Annotated in this window: 15 protein-coding genes; 7 read left to right on the top strand and 8 right to left on the bottom strand. The window is 72.0% G+C overall.

The window, feature by feature from the left end:
* Positions 1–38: 38 nt before the first annotated feature.
* The 4 genes from ABD371_RS25670 to ABD371_RS25655 form a co-directional block, all read right to left on the bottom strand.
* Positions 39–1,289, bottom strand: coding sequence for a sugar ABC transporter permease (locus tag ABD371_RS25670; RefSeq protein ID WP_344481070.1), 1,251 nt, complete (start codon positions 1,287–1,289; stop codon positions 39–41).
* Positions 1,286–2,134: an ATP-binding cassette domain-containing protein gene (locus ABD371_RS25665; protein WP_344481063.1), complete on the bottom strand. Its 849-nt coding sequence runs from the start codon at positions 2,132–2,134 to the stop codon at positions 1,286–1,288. Before ABD371_RS25665 ends, ABD371_RS25670 begins: the two co-directional genes overlap by 4 nt.
* A 7-nt stretch (positions 2,135–2,141) precedes the next feature.
* Positions 2,142–3,215 carry a substrate-binding domain-containing protein gene (locus ABD371_RS25660; protein WP_344481060.1) on the bottom strand — a complete coding sequence of 358 codons (1,074 nt, stop codon included), beginning with the start codon at positions 3,213–3,215 and terminating at the stop codon, positions 2,142–2,144.
* 338 nt (positions 3,216–3,553) lie between these two features.
* On the bottom strand, positions 3,554–4,186 hold the full coding sequence (locus ABD371_RS25655) for a TetR/AcrR family transcriptional regulator (RefSeq protein WP_344481054.1): 633 nt from the start codon (positions 4,184–4,186) through the stop codon (positions 3,554–3,556).
* A gap of 248 nt (positions 4,187–4,434) precedes the next feature.
* Here ABD371_RS25655 and ABD371_RS25650 point away from each other — a divergent pair, with 248 nt between their 5' ends.
* The gene (locus tag ABD371_RS25650) at positions 4,435–5,655 is read left to right on the top strand and encodes a glycosyltransferase (protein ID WP_344481050.1); all 1,221 of its coding nucleotides are present in this window, start codon (positions 4,435–4,437) and stop codon (positions 5,653–5,655) included.
* Positions 5,656–5,752: 97 nt separating this feature from the next.
* Positions 5,753–7,369, top strand: a complete 1,617-nt coding sequence (locus ABD371_RS25645) for an MDR family MFS transporter (RefSeq protein WP_344481045.1) — start codon at positions 5,753–5,755, stop codon at positions 7,367–7,369.
* Positions 7,370–7,384: 15 nt separating this feature from the next.
* Here ABD371_RS25645 and ABD371_RS25640 read toward each other — a convergent pair whose 3' ends face one another.
* Complete coding sequence (locus ABD371_RS25640) at positions 7,385–8,239, bottom strand: alpha/beta fold hydrolase (RefSeq protein ID WP_344481042.1); 855 nt, start codon at positions 8,237–8,239, stop codon at positions 7,385–7,387.
* An 83-nt stretch (positions 8,240–8,322) separates the two neighbouring features.
* On the opposite strand from ABD371_RS25640, the gene ABD371_RS25635 reads away from it, so the two are divergent.
* Positions 8,323–8,928, top strand: coding sequence for a TetR/AcrR family transcriptional regulator (locus tag ABD371_RS25635; RefSeq protein WP_344481038.1), 606 nt, complete (start codon positions 8,323–8,325; stop codon positions 8,926–8,928).
* 99 nt (positions 8,929–9,027) lie between these two features.
* Here ABD371_RS25635 and ABD371_RS25630 read toward each other — a convergent pair whose 3' ends face one another.
* The 3 genes from ABD371_RS25630 to ABD371_RS25620 are packed head-to-tail and all read right to left on the bottom strand — an operon-like array spanning position 9,028 to position 11,776.
* Positions 9,028–9,525 (bottom strand): hypothetical protein, encoded by a 498-nt coding sequence (locus tag ABD371_RS25630; RefSeq protein ID WP_344481034.1) that lies wholly within the window; start codon positions 9,523–9,525, stop codon positions 9,028–9,030.
* Positions 9,522–11,081: an ATP-binding protein gene (locus tag ABD371_RS25625; protein WP_344481031.1), complete on the bottom strand. Its 1,560-nt coding sequence runs from the start codon at positions 11,079–11,081 to the stop codon at positions 9,522–9,524. Before ABD371_RS25625 ends, ABD371_RS25630 begins: the two co-directional genes overlap by 4 nt.
* On the bottom strand, positions 11,078–11,776 hold the full coding sequence (locus tag ABD371_RS25620) for a response regulator transcription factor (protein ID WP_344481028.1): 699 nt from the start codon (positions 11,774–11,776) through the stop codon (positions 11,078–11,080). The genes ABD371_RS25625 and ABD371_RS25620 overlap by 4 nt, the downstream gene beginning before the upstream one ends.
* 134 nt (positions 11,777–11,910) lie before the next feature.
* On the opposite strand from ABD371_RS25620, the gene ABD371_RS25615 reads away from it, so the two are divergent.
* The 4 genes from ABD371_RS25615 to ABD371_RS25600 are packed head-to-tail and all read left to right on the top strand — an operon-like array spanning position 11,911 to position 15,561.
* Complete coding sequence (locus tag ABD371_RS25615; protein WP_344481025.1) at positions 11,911–12,573, top strand: hypothetical protein; 663 nt, start codon at positions 11,911–11,913, stop codon at positions 12,571–12,573.
* Complete coding sequence (locus ABD371_RS25610; protein ID WP_344481022.1) at positions 12,570–13,649, top strand: peptidoglycan-binding protein; 1,080 nt, start codon at positions 12,570–12,572, stop codon at positions 13,647–13,649. The genes ABD371_RS25615 and ABD371_RS25610 overlap by 4 nt, the downstream gene beginning before the upstream one ends.
* Positions 13,646–14,368 (top strand): ABC transporter ATP-binding protein, encoded by a 723-nt coding sequence (locus tag ABD371_RS25605; protein WP_344481019.1) that lies wholly within the window; start codon positions 13,646–13,648, stop codon positions 14,366–14,368. The genes ABD371_RS25610 and ABD371_RS25605 overlap by 4 nt, the downstream gene beginning before the upstream one ends.
* Positions 14,365–15,561, top strand: a complete 1,197-nt coding sequence (locus tag ABD371_RS25600; RefSeq protein ID WP_344481016.1) for an ABC transporter permease — start codon at positions 14,365–14,367, stop codon at positions 15,559–15,561. Before ABD371_RS25605 ends, ABD371_RS25600 begins: the two co-directional genes overlap by 4 nt.
* The last annotated feature ends 61 nt before the right edge of the window (positions 15,562–15,622 follow it).

Raw genomic sequence — 15,622 nt, 5'->3', positions numbered from 1 at the left:
GGCTGGGCCCTCACCAGGACAGTCAGGGCCCGTCGGGCTCAGGCTCTGCCGTGGGCGGCCCGTGAGCGGCGGGCCGCCGAGTCCAGGGCGACCGCCAGGAGGAGGACCGCGCCGGTGACCATGAAGCGGTAGGCGGAGTCGAGATTGAGCAGGGTCAGTCCGCTGGAGATCGACTGGATGACCAGAACGCCGAGGAGCGCGGCGAACGCGCTCCCCCGGCCGCCGAACAGACTGGTCCCGCCGATGACGGCCGCCGCGATGGCGTTGAGGTTCACATCGCCGCCGCCGCTGCTCTGGTTGGCGGCGGCGAGCCGCGACGCGGCAAGGATCCCGCCGGTGGCGGCGAGGGCGGCGCACAGCACGAAGGCGGCGGTGAGGACCGCCTTGACGTCGATGCCCGCGCGCCGGGCCGCCTCGGCGTTGCCGCCGACCGCGTACATCGCCCTGCCGAAGCGGGTACGGGTCAGGACGTAGTGGAGCGCGAACACCAGGGCGAGGAAGAGGACGAACATCCAGCCCACGCCCCGGTCTCGGTTGAGATACCAGACGGCCGTGCCGAGACCCAGGAGCAGCGCCAGACCCCGTGCCGCCGGGGTGCGCCACGAGGGGGCGGGCAGCCCGGCCCTGCGGCGCTCGCTCGCGCGCGCGTGGCCGGTCGCGTAGAGCGCGAGCGCGCCGGCGGCGACCATGGTGTAGGCCAGCCAGGGCGGCACGAAGTGGAGTTGGGCGAAGGTCACCAGGCCGGAGTCGAAGGGGAGGTTGATGGAGCCCTTGGAGCCCAGGATCCACAGTTGCAGCCCGAGGAAGCCGAGCAGCCCGGCGAGGGTGACGACGAAGCTGGGCACGCCCAGCCGGTTGTGCACCTGGGCGTAGAACCAGCCGATCACCACGGCGAGCAGGAGCGCGGCCGACACGGCGGCCCAGGCGGGCAGTCCCCGGTCCACGAAGAGGACAGCGAGGACGGCCGCGCCGAGCCCGCTGACCGAGCCGACGGAGAGATCGATCTGCCCGACGAGGAGGACGCAGACCACACCGAGGGCGATGACGCCGACCGGGACGCTCTCCAGCGCCAGATTGGTGAGGTTGGCGCTCGACAGGAAGATCGGGTTGAGCAGCTGCATCACGGCCCAGATCACGACCAGCCCGGCGACGACGGGCGCGATCCCGAGATCGCCGCCGCGCAGCCGGGCCGCAGCGGCCGCGAGGGCGCGCCGGGGGCCGGGAGCGGGCCTTCGCTCCCCGGGCGGCCCGGCCGCCGGGAGGTCTGGTGCCGCCGCCGGTCGCGTCATGATCGGGGACTCCTGTCCGGGTCGGTGCCGGCCGCGTCCGGCGGCACGGCCGCGGGGCGGCCCGCGCGGCGGCTGACGACGTTGTCCGTGGCCCCGGTGATGGCGGCCACCAGCTCCGAGGCCGTCGCGCCGGACGCGTCGAACACCCCGTTGTTGCGGCCGAGCCGGAGCACGGCCACGGTGTCGGCGACCGCTTTCACCTCGGCCATGCTGTGGCTGACCATGATCACGCCGAGCCCCCGCTCCCTGAGCCGCTCGATCAGATTGAGCACTTCGGCGGTCTGGGCCACCCCCAGGGCCGCCGTGGGCTCGTCCAGGATGATCACCTTCGGGTCGCCGAGCAGCGACCGGGCGATGGCCACCGTCTGGCGCTGACCGCCCGAGAGCGCGGCCACCGGCAGCCGTACGGAGGGGATGGTGGCCGACAGCTCGTCGAGCAGCGCGCGTGAGGTCACTTCCATGGTCACGTCGTCGAGGCGGAGCCCGCGCAGTTCACGGCCGAGGTAGAGGTTCTCCACCACATTCAGGTTCTCGCAGAGGGCGAGGTCCTGGAAGACCGTCGCGATGCCGAGCTGCCGGGCGGCGGCGGGCGAGGGGACGGTCACGGTCCGCGAGGCGAAGACGATGGTCCCGAGGTCCGGTGGATGGACCCCGGAGAGCACCTTGACCAGGGTGGACTTCCCCGCGCCGTTGTCCCCCACCAGGGCGAGCACCTGACCGGCCGCGACATCGAGGGAGACATCGGTGAGCGCGGCGACCGCGCCGAAGGACTTGCTGATGCCGCGCAGGGAGAGCAGTGGGCCCTCTTGCCCCGGCCGGGGCGGCGGAACGGGTACGGAGGACATGCCGCGCCTACTCGATACCGAGCCTGGCGCAGGCCGCGGCGTAGTTCGCGGTGCAGACCTCGGCGGTCTTGAGCGGCTTCCCGGAACCCACCAGCACCTTCGCGATGTTGTCCTGGGTGACGACGGTGGGGGTGAAGAGTTCCGAAGGGGTGTCGAAGAGCGTGGCGTTCCCCCGGGGCTTCTCGCCCTGGAGGAGGGCGAACGCGGCCTCGGCGGCGGACCGGGCGACGGTCCTGATCGGTTTGGAGATGGTGTTGTACTGATCGCCGCTCACGATCCGCTGCGCGGCGGCGGCCTCCGCGTCGTTTCCGGTCACGGGCGGCACTTTGACGCCCGCGGCCCTGAACGCCGCGACGGCTCCGCCGCCCGTTCCGTCATTGGCCGCCACCACTCCGGCGATCCGGCCGGGGAATTTGCTGATCTGTCCGCTGACCCAGTCCTGCGCCTTGCTCGGCTCCCAGGCCGGGGTGTCGTATTCGGCGAGGAGATCGAATCCGCTGGAGTCGACGGCCCGGTGAATACCCTTCTTGATCAGACCGGCAGCCGCGTCCGTGGGCGAGCCGTTGACCTGGAGGATGCCGCCCTTGGCCGAGGTCTTTCGCAGCCGGTCCACCAGCGAGCGGCCGATCATCGCGCCGATCTTCTCGTTGTCGAAGGAGACGTAGAAGTCGGCCCTGGCCCTGGGTATCGGCCGGTCGTACGCGATGACCGGTATGCCGCGGGCCTGTGCGGTACGGACGGTGGTGACGGCCGCGGCCGAGTCCACCGGGTCGATGACGATGGCCTCCGCCCCCTGGGCGATGGCCGAGTTCGCCTGCTGTTGCTGCTTGGCCGCGTCACCGCCCGCGTTCTGATAGAGAACGGCGCAGCCGCCGCAGAGTTCTTTCATCCGGGCCTTGAAAAGCGGTGCGTCGTACAACTCGTAGCGGGTGGAGGCGAGATCGGGCATGAGAAAAGCGATCTTCGCGGAATCCTTCCCCGAACCCTTGGCCGAATCATTCGCCGAACAGCCCGCGATGGGGACGAGTACGGCCGTGACGGAGACCGTCGCGGCGAGCGTTCTGAGGAAGGAGTGCTTCACTGGAGTCTCCTTGGAATTCCGCCCGCGGCACCGGGCCTGCGCCGGTGGGGCGACCGCCCCGCCGCGAAAACCCGCACACCGTCCGGTAGACCTTCGACCCTAATCCGCGCAAATATACTTAACATCGTTTTCGTTAATACTGTCAATGAGTCTGTCGGAATTTAGGGCGCGGCACCTGCGAAGCACTCCGGGCCGCGCGCCGCCAGCTGCGAAATCCGGTCGACCACGGCTCATGGCAGCCGTGTTCGCCCGGAACGCGCCGCCGGCCATGTCATGGAACACGGCGCGTCCGCCGGGCGGCTCTGGCGCGCGCGGCTGCCGGGCGCGGCGGTCCCGCCTCACCGGCTCCCCGATCTGTCGTAGCCGTCGGGCGGGTTGAGCAGCGGGTCTATTCCCGCCCGCAGATATCTCAGCAGCGCGCCGGGCGGGGCGGACCCCAGCGCCGGGGTGCGCAGGGCCATCCGCATCAGGGTCGCGCCGAGCAGCCAGGCCGAGAGCAACTCGGCGCGCAGCGCGGCGTCCGGGCCGTCCAGCCGCCGGGCGAAGCTCTCCGTGAAGACCTCGGTGATCTCCTCCCGGAGCCGTCCCACGGCCTCCTCCCGGTCCGAGGAGCGGAGCACCGACAGCACCGGGTGCGGGACCTCCTCGTCACCGCCGGGCGCGTTGGCGACGATGTCGCGGACCCACTCCGCGACGTCTTCCAGCGGAAGCCCCCGCAGCGGTTCGAACAGGGCGGTGCTCGTCGAGACCGCCGCGAAGAGTGCTTCTTTTGAGCCGAAGTGGCGGTAGACGAGTGCGGCGTCCACCCCCGCGTCCCTGGCGATGTCGCGCACGCTGGCGCCTTTGTAGCCGTGCCGCCCGAACCGCAGGGCGGCGGCGTCCGCCAGTGCGGCGCGGGTGTCCGCGGCGGCGGGCCTGCGGGCGCGCGGCGGCGTCGTTCCGCCCCGTCGTGATGTGCCCGGTGCGTTCATCTGTCGTACCTCCGGCCGAGTCGAATCACGGGTGGGGATGGGGGTGCGGATGCGGGTGCGCGGGGTTCAACTCCCCCGTGTCCAAAAGTCATCGAACGTTGTCACCGATCGTTGACCCAAGGCTGTACCGGCCATATTTTCTGGTCAAGGGGCCGACGGCGTCGGATGCCGTTCCGCCCGGCGGGGCCGCTCGGCCACCGGACAGCCTCCCTCCTCGCGGCGACCACCCCCCGACGGAAAGGCTCATCATGCGCGTCCTTTTCACCACCATCGGCAGCCCCTCGCACGGGCGCGCCCAACTCCCGCTGGCCCGCGCGCTCGCCGCGGCCGGCCATGAGGTGAGGGCGGCCACCACCCCGCACGTCGCCTCGGTCTTCGAGCGGGACGACGTCCAAGTGACCGAGTGCATGCCCGACTTGATGCCCGGCTACCACGCGCTGCCCGAGCTGACCGCGCTCGCCGCCCGGACGGATCTGGACGAGGAGGAGCGCGGCCGGCTGACGATGAGCCTCATGGCCCGTGAGCTGTCCGGCTCGATGGCGCGGGACCTCCTCGGCCCCCTGCTCCCCCTCGCGCGGGAGTACCGCCCCGATCTGATCCTCCGCGACGGCATGGACATGGGCAGCGTCCTCACCGCCGAACTGCTGGGCATCCCCCAGCTGCCGACTCCGTCCGGCTCCACCAACTCGTTCGACCCCGCCGAACTCCTGCCGGGCCTCAACTCCCTGCGGGAGAAGCACGGTCTGCCGCTCCAGGAGGACCCGTTGTCGATCGTGCCGCGGGGGCGCGTCGACTACGTACCGCCGGCCTACTCCTTCGCCCGGCACCTGCCGATCTCCCTGTCGTACCGGCAGACGGTGGGGGTGGACCGGCACGCGGTACTGCCGCAGTGGATCACGGAGCTGCCCACCGACCGGCCGCTGGTGTTCGCCGCCCTGGGCACCGCGCTGCCCATGCTCCAGCAGCGGGGGGACGGCGCGGAGGACAGCTTCAAGGACGTGTTCCCGGTGGCGGAGCCCACCGAGACACTGCGAACGATCATCGAGGCGCTGACGCTGCTGGAGGAGTGCACCGTCATCCTGTCGACCTCCGGGCTCCCGGTGGACATCGAGGAGGTGCCGTCGCACATCCATGTCACCGAGTATCTGCCGCAGCCGCTGCTGCTGGAGTCCGTCGATCTGTTCCTCACCCACGGCGGGTTCAACAGCGTCCGGGAGTCCCTGCGCACCGCGACGCCCATGGCGGTGCTGCCCCAGTTCGGCGATCAGCACGGCAACGCGCAGCGCGTCGAGGAGCTGGGCCTCGGCCGGGGGATCACCGACCGTACGCCGGAGGGCATCGCGGCGGTCTGCCGCGCGGTGCTGGCGGACTCCTCCATCGGGGCGGAGGCGCGCCGGGCGCGGCTGGCCATGCTGGCGCTGCCGGAGATCGAGACCGCGGTCGCCGATCTGGAGAACCTCGTCGGATAGTCCGCCGCACGGCGGGGCCGGGCCGGCGCTCCGCCGCCATGGCGACGCACCCGCGTTCCGTTCCCCAGGCACTCCAGGCGTTCCCCAGGGAGATGAGATGACCTCGTCGGAGAAGGCCCCGCCGGGCGCCCCGGAGGACGACCGGGTCCGGCTGACCCACCGCCAGATCGTCACCGTGCTCTCCGGGCTGATGATCGGGATGTTCCTCGCGGCACTCGACCAGATGGTGGTCTCGTCCGCGCTGCGCACCATCGCGGACGATCTGCGCGGGCTGACCGCGCAGGCGTGGGTGACGACCGCGTACCTGGTGACCGGCACCATCGCCACTCCGCTGTACGGGAAGCTCTCCGACATCTACGGCCGCTGGCCGGTCTATCTCTGCGCGGTCGTCCTGTTCGCGGTGGGGTCGCTGCTCTGCGGGTTCGCCGGGTCGATCCATCAGCTCGCGGCGTTCCGCGCGGTGCAGGGGCTCGGCGGCGGCGGGCTGATGTCGCTCGCGATGACGATCATCGCCGACATCACCTCGCCGCGTGAGCGGGGCCGCTACCAGGGGTACATCACCGCGGTCTTCGCGGGCGCCAGCGTCGCCGGCCCGCTGGTGGGCGGGGTGTTCGCGGGCCGCGACACCCTGCTCGGGCTGGACGGCTGGCGCTGGATCTTCCTGGTCAACGTGCCCCTGGCGGCGCTGGCCGTCGTGGTGATCCTGCGGGTGCTGCACATCCCGCACCGGCCCGTCCGGCACCGGCTGGACTACGGCGGGGCGGCGGCGCTGGCCGTCGGCATCGTCCCCCTGCTCGTCGTCGCCGAACAGGGTCGCGGCTGGGGCTGGGGCTCCCCGCGCGCACTGATCATGTACGCCGTCGGGCTGGCCGGGCTGCTCGTCTTCGTCCTGGTGGAACGCCGGATGGCGGATGCCGCCCTGCTGCCGCTGCGGCTGTTCCGCGTCAAGGCGTTCCGGCTGGGGGGCGCGCTGCACTTCATCGTCGGCGCGGGGATGTTCGGCGCGATGGCGCTGCTTCCGCTGTACTTGCAGCTCGCACAGGGGATGAGCCCGATCGGGGCGGGGCTCGCCACCCTGCCCACCGTGGTGGCGAACGTGGCGGTGACGATGCTGGTCGGCCGGATGATGTCCCGCACGGGCAAGTTCAAGGTCCATCTGGTGGCGGGCATCGGCTCCCTCACCGTCGCCATGCTCGTCTTCGCGACGCTCCGGGCCGACAGCCCGCTCTGGCAGGTCTCCGTCGGCATGCTGTTCATGGGCGGCGGCCTGGGCGCGTCCATGCAGACGATCACCACGCTCGCCCAGTCCGAGATAGCCCAGCGGGACATGGGAGCGGCGACCGCGTCGGTCAACTTCTTCCGCTCCAACGGCGGCACCGTCGGCACCGCCGCGTTCCTCTCCCTCTTCTTCTCCGTCTCCGGCTCCCGGATCGGCGAGGGCCTGGACACCGCCGCCCAGGACCCCTCGTACCGCCGGCTGGCCGAGGAGCCCGCGAACGCCGGCCCGCTGGAGGGCGTACTGCGAGCGGACGGCGGTCTGAACCTGGAGGACTCCGCCTTCCTGGGCCTCCTGGACAGCCGGGTCGCGCTGCCCTTCCTGGAGGGCTATGCCGGCGGTATGCGGACCGTCTTCCTCCTCGGCGCGGCCGTGACCCTGATCGCCTTCGTGATCGCGGCGTGGCGGGTGCCGGACACCGTGCTCTCCTCCGACTAGGACTCCGGAAGCGCGCTAGAACTGTCCGACCGGTCTTGTGTGCGTGGTGCGGATGAACTCCTCGATCAGTTCGGAGGTCAGCTCCGGCTGGTCGCGCATGACCCAGGTCATGCTGTCGGGTACGGCTCTGAGCCGGGCGGAGGGGATCGTGGCCGCGAGCCGTTCGCCGTGCTCGTACGGGAAGGTCCGGTCGTCGGGGGCGAAGGCGATGAGGGCTGGTCCGTCGAAGGAGGCGAGTTTCCGGGCGGCGTCGAAGAGGGGGGCGGGGCCGAAGCCCCGGGTGACCTTGGTGCAGTCGCGGCGGACGGCGGGGTCGGCGAAGAAGGCGGCGGTCCATTCGTCGATGAGGTCGTGGGGCAGGTCCCCCTTGGTCAGCCGGCCGTACCCGAAGGGCATTCGGCGTACGGCGCGCAGCCGCAGGAACTGGAAGAGGAGGGTGAGCAGGCCGGGCACCCGGGCCGCCGGGACGAGGGATTTGAACCAGGGCGGCGGGCAGTTGTCGAAGCATTCGCCGCTGGTGAGCACCAGCCGTCCGATGCGCTCGGGCTGGTAGGCGGCGACGATCTGGGCGATGGCGGTCCCGAAATCGTTGCCGACCAGGGTGACATCGCGCAGATCGAGCGCGGTGAGCAGATCGGCGACCAGGCGGGCGAGGCCGGGGAGGCTGAGGTCGGCGCCGGGGTCGAGGGGCAGCCGGTGGGAGCCGAGCGGCAGATCGGGGGTGATGCACCGATGGCCGGGGGTCAGCCGGTCGACGACCGGTTCCCAGAGTCGGCCGTCCATGAGATAGCCGTGCAGAAAGAGCACCGGCTCGCCCTCTCCGGCGTCCCGGTAGTGAACGGCTCCCTGGGCAAGCGTGAGCTGCGGCATGTCGTACGCCTCTCGCGTCAATTCACATACAGACTGTATGTACGTAGAGTGCATGCAGAATGTACGGAACTCAAGGGGGCAGGATGAAATCGACCGGCAGCAAGCACGAGCAGCGTTCCCGGGCGACGCGGGCCGCGCTGGTGGCCGCCGCCCGGCCGCTGTTCGGGGAGCGCGGGTACGCGGGCGTGGGAACCGAGGAGATCGTCCGGGCGGCGGGGGTGACGCGCGGGGCGCTCTACCACCAGTTCCGGGACAAGACGGATCTGTTCGATGCCACGGTGCGGGCCGTGGAGGCCGAGGTCACGGAGCGGATCGCCGCCCGGGTCAGGGAGACGGCGGCGGATCCGGTCGAAGCCCTCCGGGCGGGGGCGCGCGCCTTTCTCGACGCCTTCACCGAACCGGATGTGGAACGGATCCTGCTGCTGGACGCCCCGGGAGTGCTGGGGTGGCGGCGCTGGCGCGAGATCAGCCAGGAATACGGACTCCGCCTCGTCACGACGTCTCTGACGGCGGCGATGACGGCCGACGCGACAGCCGCCCGGCCCGTGGTGCCGCTGGCCCATGTTCTGCTGGGCGCGCTCAACGAGGCTGCGCTCATGGTCGCCCACGCCGAGGACCCGGTGACCGCGCGCGCGGAGATGACCGAGGCCCTGGACCATCTGCTGGACGGGCTGCTCGTACGGGGCTGACGGTCCGCACCGGCGGTGCCGCCGCCGGGACCACCGGGACCACCGGGACTCCCCCGCCGCTCACTCGGGCCCGGGCAGCCCGGAACGCGGGCCGCCGGCTCAGCCGCTCAGGAAGTCCGCACAGCGATAGGGCCCCTGCTCGGAGCCCACCGAGGGCCGCAGGGTGACCTCGACCTCGTCGGCCCTGACCTTCGGGTCGAAGACGGACTGGGCGCTCGCCAGTGTGCACACCAGCTGTCCGGTGCCCTGGGCGCGCTCCACCTCCGCGTAGTGGCCCTCGATGTCCACGGCGACACGGGCCCCCTTCCCGGTCACCGAGTATCCGCCGTCGAGGTGGAGGACGGTGCTGAGCCCGTCGCGCCGGTCGGCTTCCGAGGGCCCCTTGAAGAGGACCTTCACCACGGCGGTGAGGCCGTCGACGCCGATGTCGAGGAGGGGCACCGCGCGCAGTCCGCCGGCGGACGCGAAGTAGACCCTGATGCCCCGGGTGAGGCCGGACGCGGGCTCGCCCGCGCTCACCACCCCTGTCGGCTGGACGCCGCAGCCCATCAGGGCGAACCCCAGCGCGGCGATCACTCCCCCCTGCCGGATCCTCACTCCGTCTCCTCCTCCGTGCGCCGCAGGGGAATCCGCAGGGTGAACACCGCGCCCCGCCGCGATCCTTCGCCCGTGCCGGACGCGTCCGACGCGTCGGCCACCTCGATCGTGCCGCCGTGCAGCCGCGCGTTCTCCAGGGCGATCGCCGTGCCGAGGCCGCTGCCCTGTCCGCTGTCGTCGGCCGCGCCGCGCGTACGGGACTCGTCCGCCTTGTAGAAGCGGTCGAAGACCCGCTCCCGGGCCTGGGCGGGGAGCCCGGGGCCGTGGTCGGCGACCTCCAGCGTCACCCACTCGCCGCCGGTGCCGCCGCCCGCCGCGCGGTCGGTCCGGAGGGTCACGGTGACCGGCGGTGCTCCGTGCCGCAGCGCGTTGCCCACCAGATTCGCGACGATCACGTCGATGCGACGCCGGTCGACCACCGCCCGTACGCCCTCGTCGAGACGCGTCCGCACCCGGTCCGTCCAGCCGCGCAGCGCCAGCGACGCCCGTACGGTGTCGGCGAGATCCGTCTCGGCCGCGTTCAGCCGTACCGCCTTGGCGTCGAAGCGGGAGATCTCCATCAGGTCCTCGACCAGCCGGGCCAGCCGGGCGGTCTCCGCACCGACGGTACGGGCGGCCCGTGCCGCGTCCGGCGGGAGCTGGTCGGCGTCCTCCTCCAGGACGGTCGCCACCATCGTCATCGCCGCGAGGGGGGTGCGCAGTTCGTGGGAGACGTCCGCCACGAAGCGGCGGGCCCTGGCCTCCTGCTCGCGGAGTTCGGCGTCGGAGGCCTGGAGCGCGTCGGCGGTCTCGTTGAACGTCCTCGCCAGGTCGGCCAGCTCGTCGTGGCCGGTGACGGCGACCCGGCTGCCGAGATCCCCGGCGGCCAGCTCACGGGTGGCCCGGCCCAGTTTCCGCACCGGACGCAGGACCGTGCCCGCGGCCAGCAGCGCGAGGACGGCGGCCAGCAGCACCACCGGCACCGTGCCCGCCCGTACGGAGTCCAGCAGGGCGGCGGTGTCGTCGCGCTCGGCGCGCAGATCGCCGATCGAGAAGACCTCCAGGCCGGAGGCGCGGCGGTCCCCGTCGGCGTACTTCACGGGCATGCCGACGACCAGATAGGGCTCGCCCCGCCACATCACCCGCTGGAAGCGGGCCTCGTCCCCGATGTGCACGGCGGTGCGCAGCTCGGGGGTGATCCGCTCCTCCGTCTCGGCGCGCGAGTCGGAGACGGCGACCCGGTCCTGGTAGCGGGCGACCACGAGGCGCGCGCCGATGCCGTCCGAGACCTTCGCCGCGAACCGCGACAGCGACCGCTGGTCGGGCGGTATGTCGAAGTCGGCGGCGACCTCGTTGACCTGCTCCCGGAGGTCGTGCACCGCGGTGTTCTGGGTGCGCTGGAGGACGGCGGTGCGGGCGTCCCGGTAGGCGAGGGCGGTCGAGGTCACCGCGCTGACGAGGGCGACGAGGATGAAGGCGACGACGAGCCGGAGGCGCAGCCCGCCGACGAGCCGCCGGGAGCGCCGCCCGTCCGCGCCGCGCTTGTCCGTACGGCGCTTGTTCGTACGGCGCTTCACAGCGGTCCGAAGCGGTAGCCGAAACCGCGCACGGTCTGGACGTATCTCGGCCTAGCCGGTACGTCCTCCAGTTTGGCGCGGAGCCGTCCGACCGCCGCGTCCACCAGCCGGGAGTCGCCGAGGAAGGTGTGGTCCCAGACGGATTCGAGGAGCTGTTCGCGGCTGAAGACCCGGCCGGGCGAGGCCGACAGCTCCAGCAGCAGCCGCAGCTCGGTGGGCGGGAGCGGGACCGGGGTGCCGTGTTTGGTGACGGTGAGCCCGGCGCGGTCGATCACCAGACCGGCGAGACCCGCCGCCGCGCCGCCCCGTACCGGCGCGGACGGTTCCGCGCGTCGCAGGGCGGCCCGGATACGGGCCTCCAGCACGGGCGCGGTGACCGGTTTGACCACATAGTCGTCCGCGCCGGCCTCCAGGCCGGTCACGATGTCCTGGTCGTCGCCGCGCGCGGTCAGCATGATGATCGGCAGGGCGGCGGTCCTGGCGCGGATGCGCCGGCACACCTCGAAGCCGTCCATGCCGGGCAGCATCAGGTCCAGCACCGCCAGCTCGACGCTCCGGCCGGCCGGTCCGTCCAGCAGGGCGAGGGCTTCCTCGCCGGTGGCCGCCGTGTCGACGGCGTACCCGTGCCGGCGCAGCACAAGCTCCATTCCGTCCCGTACGGAAGCGTCGTCCTCGATGAGCAGCACATGCGGCATGCGTTCGATTATGGCTGCCGAAAGGGGCGTCCGACCGCCTCGGCCGGGGGTGGATACGCAGGTCGGGGGCATTGTTACCGTCCCATCACATGGCCATGGACGGGCCATCATGTGGTGTGCCGAGGGTGGAGGGCATGAGCCTGAAGAACACCTTCCGTTTCACTGCGCGGCGGCGTCTGACCACGCTCGCCGTCGTCCCCGTCCTCGCCTTCTCGGCGGCCTGCGGAGGCGGCGGTGACGACAGCTCCGACGGCGCGAAGAGCCACGGCGTCGCCGAGGCCCCGGCCGCTCCGTCCTCGTCGGAGCCCTCGAAGCCCGCCGAGGCCGAGAAGTCGAAAAAATCCGGCGCTTCCGGGAAGAGCGCCTTCTACGACACCCAGATGAAGTACGTCCAGTGCATGCGCGCCAAGGGCGGCTACCCGGACTTCCCGGACCCCCGGCTCAGCGGATATCTCGACTGGTCGAAGATCAACGAGATCGGCTCCCAGCCCGGCCGCAACGAGGGCATCAAGGGCGGCAAGAACCGCGCCTGCGTCGACGAGCTGATGGCCGCGGGGTCGGCCGAGCCCAGGCGCGACGCGCAGAAGGACTACGAGTCCTTGCTCACCTACTCCAAGTGCATGCGGGACAACGGCGTCTCCCGGTTCACCAACCCCGTGATGACCGGCGGCAATGTGATGCCCGGCGGCGACCCCAACCCGGCGAGCCCTGCCCTCGACCCGGGTTCGCCCGCGTACAAGAAGGCCGAGAAGGCCTGCTCGCCGGGGCTGCTCGAAGGTCTGGAAGGCATGGCGTGAAGCACCGCTCCACCTTCCTCGCGCTCGGCGCGGCGACCGTCGCCGCCGCCGTCACCGGGGGCGTCCTCCTCCTCGGTGACCGCGGCGGCCCGGACGGCCCCGCGAAGGGCGGCGAGCTGCCGCCCGCCACCGCCGCGGTCGTCCGCACCGACCTCGTGCAGTCCAAGACCGTCGACGGCAGGCTCGACTTCGCGCAGCGCCGCGCCGTCAAGGCCGCCGTCGACGGCACCGTCACGGTCGCCGCTCCCGAGGGGCGGACGGTGACCATGGGGCAGGCGCTGTACGAGCTGAACGACAAGCCCGTCACCCTCCTCTACGGGCCCGTCCCGATGTTCCGCGAGATGAAGGCGGGCGACCGGGGCAGCGACGTACTCCAGCTGGAGCGCAATCTGCGCGATCTGGGGTACGGATCGAAGCTGTACGTCGACGTCTGGTACGGCAAGGACACCGAGGCCGCCGTCAAGCTGTGGCAGAAGAGCCTGAACCGCGACACCACCGGCCGGGTCGGCAAGGGCGACGTCGTCTTCCAGCCGGGCCGGGTCAAGGTCGCCAAGGCCGACGCGGCACTCGCCGACCAGGTCGGCCCCGGCGGGACGGTCCTGACGATCGCCTCCCCCGAGCCCGTCGTCCTGGTGCGGCTGGAGCAGGGCGACGGCGCGCTCGCGTCGAGCGGGACCAAGGTCGAGGTCACCCTCCCGAGCGGGCGGACCGAGGCCGGCAAGGTCGTCGGGACGGTGCGGCCGGAGGGCTCCGAGGACGGGGGCGGCGCGGGCTCGCAGGAGGGCATCACCGTCGAAGTCGTCCTGGACGGCGGGACGAACGCCGCGAGCGGCGAGGACGCCAGGGTCGCGGCGAGCGTGAGGTTCGTCAGCGAGGCGCGCGAGGACGTCCTCGCGGTCCCCGTCGAGGCGGTCGTCGCGCTGCGCGGCGAGAACGGGGGGTACGGGCTCCAGGTCGTCCGGGACGGTACGTCGAGGATGGTCCGGGTGGAGACGGGGATGACCTCCGACGGACAGATCGAGGTGTCGGGGCCGGAACTGCGCGAGGGAATGAAGGTCGGAGTGGCGAAGTCATGACAGCCTCTGAGGCTCCTCCGGCTCCGGTGGTCGAGCTGCGGGACGCCGCCAAGTCCTATCCCGGCGGCGTCCACGCCCTGCGCGGGGTGAACCTCACCGTCGCGGAGGGCGAACTGCTCGCCGTCGTCGGCCCGTCCGGCTCCGGCAAATCCACCATGCTCAATGTCATGGGCACCCTCGACAAGCCCACCACGGGCACCGTCCGGATCGCCGGGTACGACGTCTCGTCCCTCTCCGACTCCCGGCTCTCCGCGCTGCGCGCCCGGCACATCGGCTTTGTGTTCCAGCAGTTCCATCTGGCGGCGGGGCGCGACGCGGTGGACAACGTCGCCGACGGGCTGCTGTACGCGGGGGTGCCGCTGCGGGAACGGCGCGCGCGGGCGCGGGAGGCGCTCGCCAGGGTACGGCTGGACCACCGCGGCTCGCACATGCCCAACGAGCTGTCCGGCGGCGAGAAACAGCGCGTGGCCATCGCCCGCGCTCTGGTGGGAGAGGTCAGGCTGCTGCTGGCGGACGAGCCGACCGGGGCGCTGGACACCGCGTCCGGGGCGATCGTCATGGAGCTGCTGCACGAGCTGAACGCCTCCGGCACCACCATCTGTGTGATCACGCACGACAACGGGATCGCGGACTCGCTGCCGCGCCGGGTCCGCTTCAAGGACGGCGAGATCGTCTCGGACTCGCGTTCCGTTTCCCGTCCGGAAGGGACCGGCCGATGAGAAGGGACGACCTGAAACCCTCGCGGCTGTCCCCCCGTGACATCCTCCGCGTCGGCGCGGTCGGCCTCCGGGCGCGCCGCGCGCGCGTGGTGCTCTCCGCGCTCGGCATCGCCATCGGCATCGCGACCATGGTCGCGGTCGTCGGCCTGTCCGAGTCGAGCCGCTCGGACCTGATGGCCCAGCTCGACCGGCTCGGCACCAATCTCCTCACCGCCGAGGCGGGCGAGGACCATCTGGGGAATCCGATCAAGCTCCCCAAGAGCGCGGTCGCGATGGTCGAGCGCATCGGCCCGGTGCTGCACGCCACCGCCACCGGCCATGTCGACGCCCGTATCCGCCGCAGCGATGTGGTCCCCGACGAGCGCACCGCCGGCGTCACCGCCCAGGCGGCCCGGCTCGATCTGCTCTCCACCCTCGGCGGCGAGGTCGCCAAGGGCGTCTGGCTGGACCCGGCGGGCGAGCGCCTCCCGGTGACGGTCCTCGGCTCGGTGGCCGCCGACCGGCTCGGCATCACCCGTACCGGCGAGACGATCATGATGGACGAGACGCGGATGGTCGTCGTCGGCATCCTCGAACCGATCGAGCTGTTCCCCACCCTGGACCGGACGGCCATGGTCGGATTCCCGGCCGCCGAGCGCCACTTCGGCTTCGACGGCCACCCCACCACCGTCTTCGAGCGCTCCACGGACGCCTCCGTCGAGGATGTACGAGCGGTCCTGGGCCGCACCATCAGCCCCGGCGACCCGGCGGGCGTCCGCGTCTCCCGCCCCTCCGACGCCCTGGCCGCGAAGGCCGCCACCGACGAGGGCCTGACGACCCTCATGCTCGGCCTCGGCGCGGTCGCCCTCCTCGTCGGCGGCGTGGGCGTCGCCAACACCATGGTGATCTCCGTCCTGGAGCGCCGCCAGGAGATCGGCCTGCGCCGCTCCCTCGGGGCGACCCGCAACGCCATCCGCCTCCAGTTCCTCACCGAGTCCCTCCTCCTCTCCGGCCTCGGCGGCACGACGGGCGCCCTCCTGGGCGCCGCGGCCACCCACGCCTTCGCCCGCTTCCAGGGCTGGACCGCCGTGGTTCCCCCCTGGTCCCTCGCGGGCGGCCTCGCCGCCACCCTCCTGATCGGCGTGATCGCCGGTCTCTACCCGGCGATCCGCGCCTCCCGTCTCCACCCGACGGTGGCGCTGAACGCGACCTGAGGCGACGGCGTACAAAGCCCCCCGGGTGCCGTCCCCGTGGCAGGGGTGGCATCGTACGAGC

The organism is Streptomyces amakusaensis (assembly GCF_039532665.1).
GTDB lineage: Bacteria > Actinomycetota > Actinomycetes > Streptomycetales > Streptomycetaceae > Streptomyces > Streptomyces amakusaensis.
The sequence above is the reverse complement of the archived record's forward strand: the minus strand, read 5'-3'. Positions and strand labels throughout refer to the sequence as shown.